Origin of the sequence: Gordonia tangerina, from assembly GCF_021556435.1 — a bacterium.
Classification (GTDB): domain Bacteria; phylum Actinomycetota; class Actinomycetes; order Mycobacteriales; family Mycobacteriaceae; genus Gordonia; species Gordonia tangerina.
In genome coordinates this window covers 75648-92327 of record NZ_JAKGCU010000005.1, presented here as the reverse complement: position 1 = coordinate 92327, position 16680 = coordinate 75648, and the positions used below count along the sequence as shown (strand labels likewise).

Sequence of the window (16680 nt, the reverse complement as noted above, 5' to 3'; positions counted from 1 at the left end):
GTCACCCGTGCCGGCACACCCAGTCGATGAGCGGCGTTGCGGCACGCCAGTCCTTGCGTATCTGCTTGACCAGGGCCGCCGAGTGGATGATCTCGTCGAAGCCGTAGTCGCGGGCGATCGTCAACGATTTGTGTCGCAACAGTTCGATACGCGGATGATCGGTTGACCAACCCCGCGGCGCGGTCTTGAGCACGTCACCGCCGAGTTCCCATCCGGTTCGGGTGTACTTGTTGACCAGTTGCTCGAGTTCGGCGCCGTGAATCGCATTGTCGATAGCCGATCGCAGAGCGGCGAGACGTTCGCCGGAAGCCTCGTAGAACCCGGCGCCCACCCGCACGCCGGGCGCTCCGATCTGGACGTAGTAGCCGGTCGCCGGACCGACCGCGACGAACGCTCCCTGATGGGTCTTATAAGGGGCTTTGTCCTTGGCAAATAGGACGCAACCTACAAGACCGAGGAGGGAACATACGATGCAATACCAGGAACACGAGAGTACCGACGTCGAGTTCGACCGGCTGGTCGCTGAGGCTCGCCGGATTCTCGAAGGCGACCAACCACCAACGACTTTCGATGAGCTGGTAGCTCGCACAGGAGGGAACTGAAGTATGAACACATGGAACACAACCGCGATCGAACTGGTCGCGGAGCCGGGTTTGATCTACGCGCACGCGACCGCCGAGGGCGTTGTCGTCCACCGGTCGCGGCTGGTCCGCGACACCGACCCGGCGTTCGCACCCGTAGCCGCTGAGCTGGCATCAGGAGGCTACGAACTCGCCGAGCGTGTCGAGCTGACGCCCGACCACCCCGACGCGCTCGTCGGGGGCTCGGTCACCGAGTTCTACGCGAAGGTCGGTCCGGAGGACCTCGGACGATGAACAAGTTGTTGCTCGACGCGGTCCACGACAACCGGACGCTACGAGCCGGAGACACGGTCGCGCTTGTGGACGACTACCTCCTACGACTGGTCGGCGGGGCTGACGAGTTCGATCGGTTGTGCCGGACCTACGAGGATCTGATGTGGTGCTACCTCGATACGGGAATACCCACGGAAGGGAGCCAAGCCAACTTGGAGGGCTTCGCCGAGTGGTCCCTACGGTTTGACGCACTACATGCCGTAGAGATGCTGTCGCTTGAGGGCGTCACCGCGCATGATGTTTGGTTCCGCGCTTCAGAACACACCACGCGGATGATCCTACGTATCGCGCAACAGAAGGTGATCGCGTGACAGAGGGATACGAGCTGACGCCGGAGGAGAACCGGCAACACCTGAAGTTCCTTGCCGGTGCGATGACGCCGTCGGAGATCGCCGAAGACGAGCAGCACTCTCGGTGGCTGATCGACGGCTACCTCGCGTCGTCGGCAACGATGGTCACCGGAGAGCCGGAGTCTGGTAAGACAGCGCTCGTCGCGGCGATGGCCGCTGCCGTCGCGCGTGGAGACTCCGAGTTCCTCGGTGAGCCGGTCGAGTCGTCGGGTCCGGTGTTAGTCATCACCACCGACCCCGGCGAGCGCCACGAGTGGCGGACCCGAGCCGACGACCTCGACGTACCCGATGACCGTTGGCTGATCGCGGACTTCGACCCGGCCCGATGGGACGCGTACCTCGACATCGCAACCGAGTTCGGCGTCGCGCTGGTCGTGTTCGACAACGTCACCGGAGCGCTGTCCGGAGGGATCAACGACGCCGACCCGTCGGAGATCCTGCGGCCGCTGACGCGGATCGTCAGCGCCGGTGTGCCGGTGGTGGCGCTGCACCACTCCGCGAAGTCGTACCGCGCCGACAACGGTCGTCGGATCTCTCCCGACGGTCCGATGGGACCTACGGCGTACCGCGCGTGGCGCAGGCACGGCATCCACGTCGCCGACGTCGACGGGTTCGGGATCGAGCGACGACGGCTGACCCGGAAGGGCAACCTCGGTAAGCGTCCCGACGTCGTGGTCGACGGGGAGCTACTCGACTCCGCTGTCCGGTTCTCGGTCGTCGAGCCGGAGCGCAAGCCGGAGCGGTCTTCGGAGACGCTCGACCGCAACGCCGAGATCGCCCGATGGGTCGTCGACCACTGCCAGGGCGTCACCCAGAACCGGGCCGGGGAGATGATCGCCGACGAGTTCGACGGGATCTCGAAAGCATCGGCTGTCTCTCACCTGAGCCGCCGGACGAGCTTCGGCGCGCTACTCGCGAGGTCCGGTGCAGGTGTTGCAACCCGTTGGAGCCTAGAGACATAACCGCAGGTAGAGCTGTTGCAGCCCGTTGCAACACCCATCAACACCCCTTCGGATCGTCGCAGGTCAGAGGGGGTGTTGACTGTTGCAGTTGACCCCCTATAAGAGGAACCTCTTCGAGAACCCTCTACCCCCACTGACCGTTTTCGTCTCGCTCGCGTTCGCTCGCTCTCATCGGAAGACGAATACCAACGGAAGACGAGACGACCAACCGACACCGAGCCTCCCCTCGGGGGTCGGCTCGACCGACTGACCCGAAGGTCCCCAGACCGAAGGGTCGGACCTACCGACGGCTGAGAACAGCCGGAGGTCGTCGGTCTCCCTCGGTTCCGACCGACGACGGAGTCCGGAACAAAAGGAGGACGACGGAGACGGGGTTAGGTTGACCCTCGGTTCCTCGGGTCAATCCTGTTCGGCGTCCGGCGGTGGGAACCACCCGCGCTCGATGCTGTTGATCTGCCGGTGCAGCTCGGCAGCGAACCCGGCATCACAGACGATGCCGGATAGGTCGTCGGTGATCCCGAGGCTCTTCGGCAGCCGAGGGCGCAGGCTCTCGAACCACGCCGCTCCCTCGACCGTCGGGTAGGGAGCTTCAGCGCCACGAACCGAGGTCTCGAAGTCCCACGCGCTGTGTTGTTGCCGAGCCTCTTCGACCCCGTCGCGCCACGCCGCGATCATCCGCTCGTAGTACGCGCGGTTTTCCTTCGAGATCAGGTGCTTGTCGGTCTTGTCGAGTTCCTTGGACTTCTGCCGCCAGTTGAAAAACGGTATGGCCGCGTTGCCGGCCACGCTGATGAGCGCGACTACAAGCGCCAAGGTCGTATCCGCCATACCCCGATGATCCCGCGAACACAGCCGGGGTAGGGCGCAACTCTTCGGGGTGTCGCCGGATCAACGGCAGCGGGGAGGGGGTGTCTCGCTTTCCGACGTGCACAACGGTGGCCCTGTCCCCACCACCGGATCTACGGGACATAGGGCACGGCTCCGCAACCTACGGGGACGGGGTGTCGACGTGCTCTCGTCTCCGGTGCTGGGGACGCTGGCCATCAGGGCACCAAGGCCGGCGGTGGGGGGTAGCCGGTGGGGTAGCCGACCCGGTGTCGCGGTGTCGTCTGTTCGATCGACCTCGCTCGCCGCGTTTCGTTCCGCGTCGTCGCGCTGGTCTTCGGCGTCCGCAGAGGTCGGACCCCCAGGGGGGTGTCCCCGCCCCCGCCCCAGGAGTCCCGCCGCGTGGTACGTCCGGACGGTCGTGTACAGGTAAAACACTTCGGTCCTCGAACTAAACCACGATGATCTCAGCGACGACCAGCGGTTCAGCCGGCCTTAGAAGCACCGAACCGCGGTGGTAGCCCGAAGGGCGTACGCGCGTCCGAGCGAAGCTCGGGCCGTGGAAGCGCGCCGCGTTGGTGTGGGCGTTCACCTACGAGACGAAGGGACGTCCGACAAGTGGCGAAAAGTCGTCACTTTCACTCTCTGAGCTAGCGGGGCAAGGCATTACCGGGCTCAAATCGAGAGACTCTGTTCGCAAGTACCGCAAGGCGTGGAAACGCGCGGAGCTAGGACTTCGTCCGTCGCTCGAAGAGGTCCCCGACTTCTGGTCGGGAACCCGGATCGACGCGGGGTCGGTCTCAGCTCCGCTGCGACCTCTTGAGGCCAACTCTGCCGAGGTTGGCCGTCGCTACCGACGTCGGCCCCGGCGTATGAGGACTCATACATCGAACTACCCGACGCTCTGAGAGCGTCTGTAACCCCTTCGGGGTGTATCGGTACCCGATAACGGGTAAAAGTCTGTCAGCGTCGCTCTCAGCGCCGGGAACGGGCATCCTGACGGGGACCACCGGAGTGCGAAAGATGGATCTTCTGTAGAAGATACCCCTCGGCGGTAACAGGACTATAACGATTAACTTGACTTCGGCCTCAGAACAACGAATCGGCGAAAAGTTGAAGATTCACTCTAAGTAGAGGGAGAGAGGGAGTCGAGGGAGTCCGAAGGACGACCGAGACGACCGAACGACCGACCCTACGAACACAACTGAACAACCACCGTCGACCTTCGGGTCTCGGTGGACGTCGACGTCGACCCATAGGGAGACGGAGACGATCGGTCGGTCGATCGACCCTCCGCTTAGGCTTCGGGTCGTCCGGTCCCTAAGACCGGTCGAGATCGTTTCGGGTCGACCGTATTAGGTTGATCCGTCTTCCGCCGGATCAATCCTGCCGACTCCGTCGAGCGGTGTCGGTTGCGTCACAATCTTCTGTTCGGTTCCGTCGGAACTGAAAACTGGAAGGTATGTAAGTTATGAGGGAGAGAACCTCACTGGAGTGACTTCGGTCACCCGATGGCTCCGAACCTCGAATAATTGCAGATTTACTCAAAGTAGAGGGGTAAGAGCCCGCAGGCTCGACCACCTCGAAGATCCCCCGCCCGCGCTCCTCCTCTCGCGCGGATAGGGCGCACCGAAGTCACGCCGGCTCGTCATCCGGCTTTCCTGGTCCTCGGTGCTGCACCGGTTGAGACGGTCTACCCCCTCCGGACTCGGCTCCCGGTGCCTCAACTTTCCGAGTCGTCGGCTCCGGCCGACTGCTCAAGTCCTACGCGGCAGCGCACTACAAGCGTTCGCCGCATTTTCTTGTGTCCCACAACGGGTTAAGACCCGACTTAATCGCAACAATAGGAGTGACCTTGGTATGTCTCCAGCAGATCTGATCCGCCCCGACGGCGACGGCTGGTTGATCCCCGACGATTGGCGATACGTCCCCGGCACACAGCAGCGGTACGCGGCCACCCCAGACGGCGATGTCGTGCGGATGCCGAGAACGGTGTGGTTGACCAGACAAGGTAGGTCCGTCCGCCGCGAGTACCGAGCCAAGGTACTCAAACAGTCGTCGACCCGCTTCGGCCATAAACAGGTCGGTGTCGAGATCGACGGGACACGGACGGTACAACGCGTCCACCGGCTGATCTGTGCGGCGTTCCACGGCCCGTCGCCGAGCTTGGACAAGCGGTACGTACTCCACGGTGATGGAGATCCGGCGAACAACCGACCGGAGAACCTCCGCTGGGGTACGGCTCAAGAGAACTCCGACGACGCGCAGCGTCACGGTGGACCTCACCGCAAGTTCTACGAAACCACCGACGAACTGTCGGTAAACGGCCCTATGCGACACAGATGGTTGTGGTCGCACATGCTGACGTTCGACCTGAACGCGTTCAGACGTGCGCTGTCCGACTACACACAGGCTGATGTGAGTGCGGCCGTAGGCCGAAGCGGTGCCACCGTGTCGAACTGGATGCGCGGCAAGACCACACCGCAGATCGGTTCCGTACACGCGATCTCGCAGTGGCTCGGCATCCCGATGTCGACATTCTACGAAGACTGGGACTTCTGGGTAGTGGAACTACCAGCGAAGTACGAAGGGATCTCTTGATCGACTCCTACGAAGCGCTCGACCGCTTCTGCGACCTCCGGATGCTCAACGGCTCGTTCCTCGACGAGTTCTTCGTCGATATCGACTGGGACCAGCTCGCCGACGAGGTCCCCTACATCCTCGGCGGGACCAACGTCTACCCCTACGGGCTCGGTGAGCCGTCGCTCGCGCAGCTCACCTGGAACCGCGGCATCGAAGCCGGCCGCGACCACCGGCCGATCACCGAGCAGGCCGAGACGCTGCGCTACCGGTTCGGAATCCCGAAGCGTCGCCACGACGAGTGGCTCGACCGGCTCACCCGAGGCGAGCGTCCCGAGGACGTCGCCGCCGATCTATCCGCGTGGCAGAGGTTCAACCCCGCCGCCGCCGAACAGAGGAACACCACACCATGAGCCTGCTCGACCGCGGTCTCCGCGAGACCGTCACCGTCTACCCCGAAGAGACCGTCACCGACCCCGACGGAAACGTCCTGACCCGCCCGTCGGCGGTCGGCGTCGTCACCCGAGCCTCGGTACAACCGGTCGGGCCGCCCGACGAGGACGACGCCGTCGGTTTCGCAACCGAAGAGACCTACCGGCTCCGGCTGCCTCGGACGTTCGCCGCGCTCGGCGCTCAATCCGAGATCGGGTGGAACGGAGATAGATACGCAATCGACGGAGACCCGTTGAAATACAACGGATCTCGACAAACCCAGCGCGTCGAATACATCATCCGACGCTCGTAACAGGAGGGCACACCATGACCAGGCTCTACTCGGTCCGCGACCTCGTCGCGACCGGCGCTGCCGATATGAGGACGATCATCCGGCTCGTCGCCGGCGGCGCTCTAGAACCCGCCGGAGCTATCCGGCTCAACCCCAACAACGCGATCGCCGGGTTCCGGCTCGGCGACCTCGAAACACTTCTGGAGGGACTCCGATGAAATACAACTGCAACCTCGTACCGCTGGTCCGCGAGACGGTCCCGGTCGATATGGGGATCTCGCTCCGCGGCGAGCAGATCGCGACCGCGACGATCCCGCTGCCGACCGACGCGTCCGATAGCGACTTCAACGCCGCGATCGCCGAGGGTCTACGCGCGGTCGCCGACGAGCTGGAGCGCGCATGAAGACATGCACCGGATGCGGAGAAGCGAAGCCGACGACCGAGTACCACCGAGACGCGACTGGTCGCGACGGTCTCCGAGCGAGGTGTAAGTCGTGTACGTCGGCTCGATTCGCTGAGAAGCGCGACTACCACCGCGAGCACGCGCGAGCGTGGCGCAAAGCCAACCCCGACCGGGCACGAGAACAACGCCAGCGTCGGAATGAGGAGGCACCACACCTGCGCTGGGAGAAGCACTATCGCGAGTCCGCCCGCAACCACGGTCTGACGCCGGTTATCGAGACTTTCACCAAACAGGAGCTTGTCGAGCATCTCGGCGGCGAGTTCTGCGCGGTCTGCGGTAGCACCGAGAACCTCACGCTCGACCACAAACATCCGATCGCAGCCGGAGGCGCTCACAGGCTGGAGAACTGCCAATTCCTCTGTAGCGCAGACAACACCCGCAAACTCACCCGCAGCGACCGCGGGTGGATTACCGGTGTCCGCTCCGGCGTACTCGTCGACCCCGACGTCCGGAAAGGACTCACCACCGCATGACAGACATCACCCGCAAGCCGTCCGCCGCCGACGGGCTCCGAGGTGCTCTCGGGATCGCCACCGACAGCGACGAAGCCGCCTCGTCCGACCCGATCGTCCGAGCCGCACAGCTCCAGCGCAAATACGGCTCTCAGAAGCCCGCAGCGGATCCCGCCACCGACCCGCTACCTCTCAATACCGACCGCGTGACCGACGTCGTCAGAGCCGCTCTCAGCGGCGACACCTCGGTCCCGCAGACCGCGCAGACAGCGCAGCTCATCCGCGACCTGGTCGGCCCGACGCCGGCCGAAGGTCGCAACGAATAAGTCTCGGCTCCACCGGAACCGGGACAACCACCCGTAGGAGGGAACACACATCATGGCATCAGGAATCCCCGTAGAACTCACCGTCCGCAACACCTTCGACGCCTGGAAAGCCGCAGGCGTCACGCTCTCGAAGGAACTCGTCCGGCTCGACGCCGAACTCGACGCGCTGCGCTTCGTCGACACCCGACCGCCGGGTCTGCCCGACGTCGAGATCACCGAAGCCAACGCCGAGCAGGTCGTCCGCGACCGCGCGCAGCAGCTTCTGCCGACGTTGTCGGTCGACGCGCGGTCGGCGATGGAACGTGCGCGTAAGGAGATCGAGACCGACCGGGTACGCCGCGCGCTGCACGCGCTGGCCGCAGCAGCTCCCGACGCGGTCGACCAGCTCGCACCCGAGTTCGACGCCGCCGCCGCGCGGTACGCGGATGCGGTCAACCGGCTCCCGGTGGGCGTCACCACCGAGCAGATCGTCAACGGAGGCGACGCCGACGTCCTCGGCGCGCTCAACGATGCGAAGCGAGCCGCCGCAGATCTCGCGGTGTTCGACTCGTTCGTGACCGGGCTATCGGATCTCCCCGGCGTCGGGCGTATGGCTCAACCGCCGGTCCGGCTGATCCGCCCGACGACACCGAAGGTGTTCTACGACATGGCAGACGCCCACCAGAAGGGCGGACGGTCGATGTCGGGCGTCGAACGCCAGCTCAACCCGCTGTGGCTGACCGCTGCACGCGACGGCGTCGAGTTCCGGCTTCAGACGCCGCGGGAGTCGCGCGAGCTGGTCGACGCGCTCGAAGACGAGCGGGTCCGGTCCTACGCAGGCACCGGCACCACCCCGCGCGGCGCTGCGATCACCTACGCGTGACCTCGGTCGGTGAGCGGTACCGCGAACACGTCCTCGCGCGCTACCCCGACGCCGACACCGACGTCCTCGACGAGGCGTGCCGGTTGCTCGACGAGATCGACGAGGCCGCACGCCGCGGCGCTCACGAGCTCGTCATCGACGGGCTGATGACCCGGTTCAACGTCTGCGAGTTCCGGCTCGGGATGCGGGTCATCCACTAGTCAGACGCGAAGCCGGACCCCTCCGTGGGGTCCGGCGTTTCGTCGTATCGGTAGGGAGATCCTGCCGACCCCACAGAAAGGAATTGCCATATGGCAGAAGGAAAGGTAGTCGGGCGCGTATCCGTACGCGTGATGCCCGACACCAGCAAGTTCCGGCGTGATGCCGAGCGGTCGCTGAAGCGTGCCGCGAAGGGACTGAAGGTCAAAGTCCCGGTCAAGCTCACGAAGAAATCGGTTGCCAAGGTCGAGCAGCAGCTACGCTCGCTCGGCGACGACGCCGGCCCGGTCCGGATCAAGACCCAGATCGACCCCGCGCGTACCCGCGCGCAGCTACGAGCGGTCACCGCCGAGCTACAAACTCTCGCCCGCGCGCAGAAGGTCGAGATCCCCGTCGAGGTCGACAGCCGCCAGGCGCAGCAGGCGTTGAGCGGGCTGTCGAGGATGTCTCAGCAGATGTCGCGGATGCGGGGGTTCGGAGGCCGCGTCGGTGGTGCCGTAGCCATCGGCGCGCTGATCGCCGTACTCGCTCCGCTGGTCGGGTTGGTGACCACCGCGTTGTTGACGCTGCCGGGTCTGGTTGCTGCGGTCGCGACGCCGGTTGCGGCGCTCGCGCTCGGTATGGACGGGCTGAAGCGTGCCGCGTCGACGCTGGAGGCTCCGCTTGCGGATCTGAAACGGGTTATGTCCGACAAGGTCGAGTCTCAGTTCACCCCGGTGTTCAAACAGCTCGGTCGGATCTTTCCGACGCTGGAGAAGAGCTTGCCGAAGGTGTCCCAGGGCCTCGCCGACGTGGCGAAGTCGTTCGCGGACACGGTCACGTCGCAGAAGGGTATGCGCCAGATCCGCAACACGATCTCGAATATCGGAGAGGCTATATCCGACTCGGCACCCGGCGTCCGAGACTTCACCTCGGGGTTCATCACGCTCGCCGAGAAGCTGTCCGAGAAGCTCCCGTCGATCTCTAAGTGGTTCAACGGAGCCGGTAAGTCGTTCACCGACTGGATCGACAAGATGAGCGAGAACGGCACCTTAGATACCGCTTTCGACAAGCTCGGCGAGACGCTCAAAACGATCCTGGAGACCCTCGGGAAGCTCGGCGAGAAGGGTCTCGACTTTATGTCCGACCCGGAGAAGGTCGACAAGTTCATCAAGAGCCTGGAGACCATCGGGGATCTCCTCGCGAAGATCGTCGACTTGTCCGACAAGCTCAACAGCGGACCCGGTCTGCTCGGTCCGGCGCTGACTCCGAAAGAGGGTAGAGAAGGCTCGTTCTTCTCGTGGGAGTCGATCAAGAAGGATCTGACCGACCCGTTCGTGAACATGGACTTCGCCAACTCTCCGGTCGGTAAGTCGATCGAGTGGCTGAAACAGCAATTCGTCGGCGTCGGCGAGACCATCAAGAACACCTTCACCGGCGTATGGAACTGGGTTGCGACGACCGCGCAGACCGCGTTCGCCAGCGTCGTGGAGACGGTCACCAACACGTTCAACAACATCGCAGCGATCGTCTCGACCGTCGGCGGGGTGCTCGGTCAGGCGTGGACTACCGCGGTCGCCGGCGCGCGGGCCGCGTGGAACACCGTCGCGTCGGTGGTCTCCGGAGCGGTCGGCAAGATCATCTCTGCGGTGACCCAACTCCCGGCGCGGGTCGGCGCGTTGCTGGCCTCGGCGTGGTCGGCTGTCGTCGCCGCAACCGGAGGCGCGTTCCGCTCCGTGGTCAGCGCGGTGCAAACCGGTATCGAGTCCGCGGTGTCGGCGGTCTCGGCAGGCGTGTCGAACATCCTCGCGTTCTTCGCGGCGCTGCCGGGACAGATCCAAAGCGCGCTGTCGGGTCTCGCGTCGACGCTGTTCACCATCGGTGTGCAGATGATGCAAGGCTTGCTCAACGGCATCGTGTCCGGCGCAGGCGCGGTGATCGCGAAGGCCGGAGAGATCGCAGGCAACATCGCCGGCGCGTTCTCGAACGTCCTGGAGATCTTCTCGCCGTCGCGGGTGTTCTTCGGGTTCGGCAGGAACATCGTCCAGGGTCTCGCCAACGGTATGAAGCACACCACCCCAGCCGAAGCCGCGTCGAAGACGCTCGCCGAGCGGGTGAAAAAGGCGTGGGACGAAGAGATCCGTGACGACCTCATCGGGTCGGGCAAACAGATCGCGCAGGCTCCGTTCCGGACGCTGGCATCCGATCTCGGGTTCTCGTCGTCCGGCGCTGTCGGTTCGGCGATCAACTCGCTCATCAACGGCTCGGTCACACCCAACGCCAAGGAGCAGGGTCCGACGTACATCGTCAAGGACCTCGACGAGGCACAACGCAAGGAGAACCTCCGTCAGAAGAAGGAGTCTCTCCAATACCGCAAGCGATGACTTGCGGTCCGAGTCGGCAGCTCCGCTGCCTAGTTATCGGCGACGGTAAGCGACAGCTCGGTCGCCGGAGGCTACTCGGTCTCCGGCGGCTGGAGCGGCTCGGCGGGCAGGTCTCCGGACCAGTCCGACGGGACCCGAAGATCCCACCGCAGCGCGCTAGACCGTTCGTATCGGAACACCGACAACCGGATACCCGATGACACCAGCAGTCGCCGACGCTGTTCGGTGTCGCGGTCTCGCCACTCGTCGGCGTAGGTACGCCCGGTCGGGATCGTCTCGTACCGGGCCGATCGGACGGGCATCGTCTCCAGCTCCGCGACGCGCTCGTCGAGGGCCGCTAGTTGGCTCTCTAAGCGTTGTTTCATCGCGTCGGACCTCGCGGTCGCATACATCCTCGTGAGGTCGTCCAGCGACGTCTGAGCGTCTGCAAGCTCGGTCTCGTGCGACTGCGCCGGGACGAACCGGCGCTCGGTGACCTCGCGGTCGCCGTGGTGTTCGAGGAACTCGTCTTCGAGGAGTTGTTCTAACTCTTCGGCTCTGACCTGCCCGCCGTGTTTGTCGGGGCATACGTAGTAGCGGGTGACCGCGCGAGACCCGTCGGCGCGCGTCCAGCCTTGGGCCTTGTGGTGCATGTTCATACCGCAGCCGGGAGCATCACAGCACACGACGCCCAACAACGGGGACTGAGTCCGCCGGGTCGGGTCGGACGGCTTCGACCGCTCGGCGAGATGAGCTTGCAGCCGGTCGAACTCGTCGGCGTCGAGAAGCTCCGGACCCTTGCGTACCGGCTGTCCGAGCCCGTCGCGGACGATCTCGTCGCGGTGCATCGCATACCCGCGCAGCGACGGGGACGTCAGGATCTCGTGCAGCGTCCCGCGCCGCCACGCCGCGCCGGTGGTCGGCTTACCGTTGCGGAGCCTGACTACATCGGCGGGCGATGGGACACCACGCCGGGTGAAGTCCTCGGCGATCGACCCGACCGAGTCGCCGGTGACGACGCGGTCGAACGCTTCGCGGACGCGGGCCGAGGTCTCGTCGTCGAGGTCGAGCCGCTTTCCGCCGCCGTCGAGCGGGACGGCTTTGTAGCCGTAGGGTGGTCGTCCGCCGGTCCATCGCCCGGTGTCGCGCAACTTCCGGCGCGAGCTGAGTATCCGCTCGCGGATCGCTTCTAGCTCACCTTCGGCGAGTCCGGCGATGACGTTCGCCACCAACCGACCGACCCAGGTACTCAGGTCGATGTTGTCGGCGACGCACACCAGCGTCTTGTCGTGGTCCCGGCAGAAGCCGAACAGTTTGTTGAGCTGTATCGAGCTACGGCCGAGCCGGTCGAGCTTCCACGACGCGATGACGTCGTAGCTCTCGATGCGCTCGGGGTCGGTGAGCCACGGACCCAGCTCCGGAGCTGCGAACGCGTCGACGGTTCCGGAGACCTCTTCGTCGACCGCCCAGCCGATGACGTTGTGGTCGTGGGTATCTGCCCATTGCTGGACGATCTCGCGCTGGCGCTCTATCGAGGTCGACTCGTCGCGGGCTCGGGAGATCCGGAGCCGACCGAGGACGCGGAGGCCGGCGGGTTGCGCGCTATCTGTAACTGACATACCGTCTTGTATATTGCGTTCGTCTCGCTTTGGAGAACCGAACATCGCGGTAGGGGCGAAAGATCTTGGCTGAGCCGAACTCGGCGGCCAACTCGTCGGTGAGTTCAGCCATCGGCACGGCGACCGCAGTGCGATAGGTGCCTTTGTGGAGCTCCCAATACACCTTGGAGTTGTCGATTTCCAGGTCGTCGTAGAAGTCGAGTGCAGCCTCGGGGAAACCGGTGAAGGCCATGACCGGCAGCCTACGCGCAGTCATGTTTCGGACCGTTCGTCGCGGGTAGTCTCATTTGCGTTGGTGCGGCTTCAGACAACCGGTCGCGTGGCATTTGAGCTGAAACGAGGTTGTCATGACGAGCCACATCTTCGCCGGGCGGGCGTACCGCAATCGGGTGCATGCCGGGCGAATCCTCGCCGAGCACGTCGAGCGGCACCTCTCCGCTCTGCCCGCACCGGCCGCCGAGACGTCCGTGATTGCGCTGCCGTGCGGGGGAGTGCCGGTGGCTCGACAAGTTGCCGAACACCTCGACGCCCCCCTCGACGTCTTGCCCGTGCGCACCATCGGTGTACCGGATCAACCGGAGCTCGCGGCTGGTGCGATCGCGTACCCGGGGGTGATGGTGACCAATGACGAGATCATCGGCGGCCTCGGCATCACTCCGGATGAATGGAACACGCTGGTACGTCGTACGCGGGCCGAACTCGAACGCTGCACCCGTGTCCATCGTCATGGACGTGCCGGGATTGCGGTCCGTGACGCTCACGTCGTCGTGGTCGATGACGGGGTGTCGACGGGAGCGACGATGCGCGCGGCGGTCGGCGCGCTACGCCGTCTCGGTGCGGCACAGGTGACTGTTGCGGTCCCGGTGGGGCCGCCGGGAATGTCGGAGAGGTTCGGCGATGTCGACCACGTCATCTGCCCGACTCTGTTGGAGTCCTTCCGCGGTGCGTGCGCGGCCTACGACGAATTCGAGCCGATCACCGATGCGGACATCCGAGAATTGCTGAGCTACGCCGGCACCCGTTGAGCGCAGTCGTGCCCGACGCGTCGATCGCACCTCGTACCGGCTGGTAGGAGCGATCTCGCCACGTGGTTGGCAACGATGTTATGGCCATTCCCGCGTGCTGCGGACAGGAAACGTGCCATGGTGACCGCAGACGAGGAGGTCGCATGGCACAGGCTGGCGGTGGCGATCACAACGATCAGCGATCGGCCGATCAGTTCGACGAGGTCGACCGCCGATCCGCCGGCGAGCGGGCCGAGGAGGTGAAGCCGGGCCGGCGCAGACGTCAGTGGCTCGGACTCGGCGCGGGCATACTCCTCGCGGTCATCGTCTACCTCGTGTTGCCCTCAGATGTCGACCATCCCGCGCGATTGACCGCTGCGACCGCCGTGCTGATGGGCGTGCTGTGGATGACCGAGGCGATCCCGATCCCGGCGACGGCGCTGCTTCCGCTGGTCATCTTCCCGGTGTTCGACTCCGACGTCTCGGTCAACGACGTCGGTGCCTCCTACGGCAACAACATCATCTTCCTGTTCATGGGCGGTTTCATCCTCGCGCTGGCGATGCAACGGTGGAACCTGCACCGCCGCATCGCCCTGCTCACGGTGAGCGCCATGGGGACGAAGCCGACGATGGTGATCGCGGGCTTCATGATCGCCACCGCATTCCTGTCGATGTGGGTGTCGAACACGGCCACCGCGGTGATGATGATCCCGATCGGGGTGTCGGTACTCATCCTGGTCCTCGATCTGCGGTCGAACACCGAGACGTCGGACTCGACCGAGGACACCGATGCGGCGACAGCAAGCGATCAGCACGCGATCACCCAGGCCGTGATCACCAGCAACTTCGGCACCGCGCTCATGTTGGGCATCGCGTATGCCGCATCGATCGGATCGCTGGGCACCATCATCGGCACGCCGCCGAACACTCTGCTGGTGGGGTACCTGGAGGGCGAAGGCATCGACATCGGTTTCCTGGAGTGGATGATCGCAGGGGTGCCGCTGGCCGTGGTGTTCCTCGTCATCGCCTGGTTTCTGTTGTCGCACGTCTTGTTCCGACCGGAGATCGATGACATTCCTGGCGGTCGGCAGCTGATCCGAGGTGAACTCGACGACCTCGGGCCGATGTCACAGGGCGAGATCAGGGTGGCGGTGATCTTCGCCCTCGCCGCGGCCTCGTGGATTGCCGTGCCGCTGATCTGGGATGAGGACCCACCCATTTCCGACACCGGGATCGCCATGACGGCCGCGGTCCTGTTGTTTCTGCTCCCCAGTGGCGTCACACCAGGAGTCCGGCTACTCGACTGGGAGACGGCGGTGCGGCTGCCGTGGGGTGTCCTGTTGCTGTTCGGCGGTGGGTTGGCCTTGTCGGAACAGTTCGATTCCAGCGGCCTGACCACATGGATCGGTGACGTCGCCGCACGCCTCGACGCCATCCCGGTGATCGTCCTGATCATCGTGGTGACCGCGGCGATCATCTTTCTCACCGAGATCACCAGCAACACCGCGACAGCGGCGACCTTCCTGCCGGTGGCGGGCGGGGTGGCGATGGGGATGGGCATCGACCCACTGGCGTTGACGGTGCCGGTCGCCCTCGCGGCGACGTGTGCGTTCATGCTGCCGGTGGCCACCCCACCCAATGCGGTCGCCTACGGCAGCGGATACGTCACGATCGGTCAGATGATCCGCGGTGGGGTCTGGCTCAACCTCATCGGGATCGTGTTGATCACGCTTGCCGGGTACACGCTGTTCGCCTGGTCGCTAGGAATCTCCTTCTGATCTCTATGGTGTGCAACATTGTTGTGCACCACATAAATCTCGGCTACCGTCGATGACGTGCCGGGACGGTGTCGCGACGTCCGAGAACGAGCGTCTGGGGGATCAATGTTGTTGTCACCGAACACCACTCGTCAGTCTCTCGGACGAGCGATCGCACGCGTGGCGCTCGGCGTCGTGCTGGTGGTCGCCGGCGTGGGGCATCTCACGGCCCAACGGGCCGAGTTCCAGGCGCAGGTGCCCGACTGGGTGCCGTTGGACAAGGACTTCGTCGTGCTCGCGTCGGGTGGTGTCGAGATCGTGCTGGGTCTGGCGCTGATCGCGTTGCCCAGGTATCGCAAGCTCGTGTCCTGGATCGCGGCCGCGTTCTTCGTCGCCGTGTTCCCGGGCAATGTATATCAATACCTCGAGCACATCGACGCATTCGGACTCGACACCGACACCAAGCGACTGGTGCGTCTCTTCTTCCAGCCGGTACTGGTCCTGTGGGCGCTGATCGCCGGGTCCGACGGCAGGCGAGGTGATCGACGAGTCGAGCAGATCAGCCCGACACGATAAGTGTGGTGACCTCGCCGACACCCATGATCTCCATCGGCGTCTTCGTCAGCGAGTTCTCGCCGAGGAACATCTCCGAACTGGTCTTGCCAGTGTCACTGAGCATGAGGTCATGAATCGCGATCGTGCGTTTCGGGGCGAGCGTTCGTACATAGTCGATCGCCTGCTCCGTCGAGATCCACGGACCGCTGATGGGCAGAAGCAACACCTCGACCGCGCAGTGGGGGTTGAGGTACGCATCGCCGGGATGGAAGACGTGCCCGTCGATGAGGAAGCCCGCGTTGTCGACCATCGGGATCTCCGGGTGGATCACGGCATGATCGGCGACGAAGGCGACGACGTCGAATCCGGCTGCGGTGAACGTATCCCCGCTCGAGACCGCATGCGCGCGGTCGGCGACGTCGGTGAGCTTGCGGGTGACGGCGGCGGGCCCGTACAGCTGCAACTCAGGTCGGCGCTGCATCTCCGCCACGATCGCGTCACCGTCGAAATGATCGAAGTGCTCGTGGGTGATCAGTACGGTGTCGGCCTGACTCAGCAGTTCTGCCGCATTCGGTGTGAACGCCCCCGGATCGATCAGCAGCACGCCCGCACCCTTGTCGAGGGTGACGGTCGCGTGAGTGTGCTTGGTGAGGCGCATGATTCCTCCGGCGTGAGGGTTGAATCGGCGGTTGACTGTCATCACCGACTCTACAAAGTCTGCCGGAGACAATTCGGGTCTGCCGTTGG

The 16680-nt window shown here is 64.6% G+C and carries 19 protein-coding genes and 2 pseudogenes; 16 read left to right on the top strand and 5 right to left on the bottom strand.

From position 1 onward, the window contains the following. Nucleotide 1 precedes the first annotated feature (1 nt). Nucleotides 2-439: pseudogene (locus L1892_RS08385) on the bottom strand (DUF2461 domain-containing protein); the annotation flags it as partial. A 166-nt stretch (nucleotides 440-605) separates the two neighbouring features. Here L1892_RS08385 and L1892_RS08380 point away from each other — a divergent pair. Genes L1892_RS08380 through L1892_RS08370 form a run of 3 tightly spaced genes read left to right on the top strand, consistent with a single transcriptional unit; the run spans nucleotide 606 to nucleotide 2226 of the window. Continuing rightward, entirely contained in the window at nucleotides 606-875 is a 270-nt protein-coding gene (locus tag L1892_RS08380) for a peptide ligase PGM1-related protein (protein WP_235723134.1), read from the top strand. Next, entirely contained in the window at nucleotides 872-1225 is a 354-nt protein-coding gene (locus L1892_RS08375; protein WP_235723133.1) for a hypothetical protein, read from the top strand. Before L1892_RS08380 ends, L1892_RS08375 begins: the two co-directional genes overlap by 4 nt. Then, entirely contained in the window at nucleotides 1222-2226 is a 1005-nt protein-coding gene (locus tag L1892_RS08370; RefSeq protein ID WP_235723132.1) for an AAA family ATPase, read from the top strand. Before L1892_RS08375 ends, L1892_RS08370 begins: the two co-directional genes overlap by 4 nt. Nucleotides 2227-2625: 399 nt before the next feature. Here L1892_RS08370 and L1892_RS08365 read toward each other — a convergent pair whose 3' ends face one another. Next, a complete protein-coding gene (locus tag L1892_RS08365; protein WP_235723131.1) occupies nucleotides 2626-3012 on the bottom strand; it encodes a hypothetical protein in 387 nt (128 codons plus the stop codon). 1899 nt (nucleotides 3013-4911) lie between these two features. Between L1892_RS08365 and L1892_RS08360 the strand changes: the two genes are divergently transcribed. The 10 genes from L1892_RS08360 to L1892_RS08315 all read left to right on the top strand — a co-directional run bounded on the left by L1892_RS08360 (nucleotide 4912) and on the right by L1892_RS08315 (nucleotide 11019). After that, nucleotides 4912-5652 (top strand): HNH endonuclease, encoded by a 741-nt coding sequence (locus L1892_RS08360; protein ID WP_235723130.1) that lies wholly within the window; start codon nucleotides 4912-4914, stop codon nucleotides 5650-5652. Continuing rightward, nucleotides 5649-6044 carry a hypothetical protein gene (locus L1892_RS08355; RefSeq protein ID WP_235723129.1) on the top strand — a complete coding sequence of 132 codons (396 nt, stop codon included), beginning with the start codon at nucleotides 5649-5651 and terminating at the stop codon, nucleotides 6042-6044. The genes L1892_RS08360 and L1892_RS08355 overlap by 4 nt, the downstream gene beginning before the upstream one ends. Next, nucleotides 6041-6376, top strand: coding sequence for a hypothetical protein (locus tag L1892_RS08350; RefSeq protein ID WP_235723128.1), 336 nt, complete (start codon nucleotides 6041-6043; stop codon nucleotides 6374-6376). The genes L1892_RS08355 and L1892_RS08350 overlap by 4 nt, the downstream gene beginning before the upstream one ends. A gap of 14 nt (nucleotides 6377-6390) precedes the next feature. Continuing rightward, nucleotides 6391-6573 carry a hypothetical protein gene (locus L1892_RS08345; RefSeq protein ID WP_235723127.1) on the top strand — a complete coding sequence of 61 codons (183 nt, stop codon included), beginning with the start codon at nucleotides 6391-6393 and terminating at the stop codon, nucleotides 6571-6573. Beyond that, nucleotides 6570-6758, top strand: coding sequence for a hypothetical protein (locus L1892_RS08340; RefSeq protein WP_235723126.1), 189 nt, complete (start codon nucleotides 6570-6572; stop codon nucleotides 6756-6758). Before L1892_RS08345 ends, L1892_RS08340 begins: the two co-directional genes overlap by 4 nt. Next, the gene (locus tag L1892_RS08335; RefSeq protein ID WP_235723125.1) at nucleotides 6755-7291 is read left to right on the top strand and encodes an HNH endonuclease signature motif containing protein; all 537 of its coding nucleotides are present in this window, start codon (nucleotides 6755-6757) and stop codon (nucleotides 7289-7291) included. Before L1892_RS08340 ends, L1892_RS08335 begins: the two co-directional genes overlap by 4 nt. Further along, the gene (locus tag L1892_RS08330) at nucleotides 7288-7596 is read left to right on the top strand and encodes a hypothetical protein (protein WP_235723124.1); all 309 of its coding nucleotides are present in this window, start codon (nucleotides 7288-7290) and stop codon (nucleotides 7594-7596) included. Before L1892_RS08335 ends, L1892_RS08330 begins: the two co-directional genes overlap by 4 nt. Nucleotides 7597-7648: 52 nt before the next feature. Further along, entirely contained in the window at nucleotides 7649-8458 is an 810-nt protein-coding gene (locus L1892_RS08325) for a hypothetical protein (protein WP_235723123.1), read from the top strand. Continuing rightward, nucleotides 8455-8658 (top strand): hypothetical protein, encoded by a 204-nt coding sequence (locus tag L1892_RS08320; RefSeq protein ID WP_235723122.1) that lies wholly within the window; start codon nucleotides 8455-8457, stop codon nucleotides 8656-8658. Before L1892_RS08325 ends, L1892_RS08320 begins: the two co-directional genes overlap by 4 nt. Nucleotides 8659-8748: 90 nt before the next feature. After that, on the top strand, nucleotides 8749-11019 hold the full coding sequence (locus L1892_RS08315; RefSeq protein WP_235723121.1) for a phage tail protein: 2271 nt from the start codon (nucleotides 8749-8751) through the stop codon (nucleotides 11017-11019). Nucleotides 11020-11090: 71 nt separating this feature from the next. Here the strand turns inward: L1892_RS08315 and L1892_RS08310 are convergent, their stop codons facing one another. Then, entirely contained in the window at nucleotides 11091-12617 is a 1527-nt protein-coding gene (locus tag L1892_RS08310) for a recombinase family protein (protein WP_235723120.1), read from the bottom strand. A gap of 1 nt (nucleotide 12618) precedes the next feature. After that, nucleotides 12619-12849: pseudogene (locus L1892_RS08305) on the bottom strand (DUF2461 family protein); the annotation flags it as partial. A gap of 115 nt (nucleotides 12850-12964) precedes the next feature. On the opposite strand from L1892_RS08305, the gene L1892_RS08300 reads away from it, so the two are divergent. The 3 genes from L1892_RS08300 (at nucleotide 12965) to L1892_RS08290 (ending at nucleotide 15954) form a co-directional block, all read left to right on the top strand. Next, a complete protein-coding gene (locus L1892_RS08300; RefSeq protein ID WP_235723119.1) occupies nucleotides 12965-13642 on the top strand; it encodes a phosphoribosyltransferase in 678 nt (225 codons plus the stop codon). Nucleotides 13643-13785: 143 nt separating this feature from the next. Continuing rightward, on the top strand, nucleotides 13786-15399 hold the full coding sequence (locus L1892_RS08295; protein WP_235723118.1) for an SLC13 family permease: 1614 nt from the start codon (nucleotides 13786-13788) through the stop codon (nucleotides 15397-15399). A 105-nt stretch (nucleotides 15400-15504) separates the two neighbouring features. Then, nucleotides 15505-15954: a DoxX family protein gene (locus L1892_RS08290; protein ID WP_235723117.1), complete on the top strand. Its 450-nt coding sequence runs from the start codon at nucleotides 15505-15507 to the stop codon at nucleotides 15952-15954. Here L1892_RS08290 and L1892_RS08285 read toward each other — a convergent pair. Further along, on the bottom strand, nucleotides 15938-16591 hold the full coding sequence (locus L1892_RS08285; protein WP_235723116.1) for an MBL fold metallo-hydrolase: 654 nt from the start codon (nucleotides 16589-16591) through the stop codon (nucleotides 15938-15940). The genes L1892_RS08290 and L1892_RS08285 overlap by 17 nt on opposite strands. Nucleotides 16592-16680 lie beyond the last annotated feature (89 nt).